This window comes from Mycobacterium sp. NGS67 (assembly GCF_059812185.1).
Map to the genome: position 1 here is coordinate 1 of NZ_JCALCF010000080.1, position 908 is coordinate 908.

Here is a 908-nt window from a genome sequence, read left to right on the forward strand (position 1 = left end):
ACGGGAAGTTTCAACACCGGCAGCTTCAACACCGGTGATGCCAACCCCGGCGATCGGAATACCGGAAGCTTCAACGGCGGCAGCATCAACACCGGCTTCGCCAACGCAGGCGACCTCAACACCGGTTCCTTCAACACCGGTTCCAGGAACCTCGGTTCATTCATGCTCGCCGACGGCCAAGTGGCCGACGGCATCACCATCCCGATCGACCTTCCCGCGATCCCGATCAACCTTGTGGCGGGTACCAACGCAGCGATCCCGATCACCGGTCACTTCGACCCGATCACCGTCTACGTCCCTCAGTTCGGCATCCCGGTCGACGTGGCGGCCAGCTTCCTCATCACTCTCAATTTCGATGGAGTCCAGATGACTCCACCGTTACCTCCCATCGTCGTCAACCCGATCGTCCTGAAGGACCTCGTGGTCGGGGTGAACCTACAGGTGCCCATCGACATGACGATCCTCGGCCGACTCAACCTGACGTTGCCAGGGCTGCTCGGTATCGGGAACTCTCCCGGCTCGCTGTCGTCGGGCTACTTCAACGGAAGTTCCACCGGTACTTCCGGTTTCTTCAACTCGAGCGATCTGAGTTCGGGCTTCGCCAACGCCAACGGCGCGCTGACCTCGGGCTGGTACAACTCCGGATCGTTGCTGTCGGGCTTCCAGAACCTCGGGACCGCCATCTCCGGTGTGGCCAACACCAGCACCCTGGCCGCCAACACCTCGGCCCTGATCTCCGGCGTCGGCAACATCGGCAGCCAGGTCTCCGGCCTCTTCCACGGCCAGATGAGCGCGCTGCAGGCCGCGCTGGCGGACTGGGTGGCGACCCGATGACGTGCTTACCCGTCCCGGACGGCCGACCGTTCTGCTGCAGCACCTATTACCCCGAAGAAGCTTTCCCGCACTGC

Annotated in this window: 1 protein-coding gene; it reads left to right on the forward strand. The window is 62.9% G+C overall.

Annotated features, from left to right (window positions below):
• Positions 1–834: pentapeptide repeat-containing protein (locus AC5Y4D_RS27305; RefSeq protein WP_500038774.1), on the forward strand; the 834-nt coding region annotated here is incomplete at its 5' end.
• Positions 835–908: the final 74 nt, after the last annotated feature.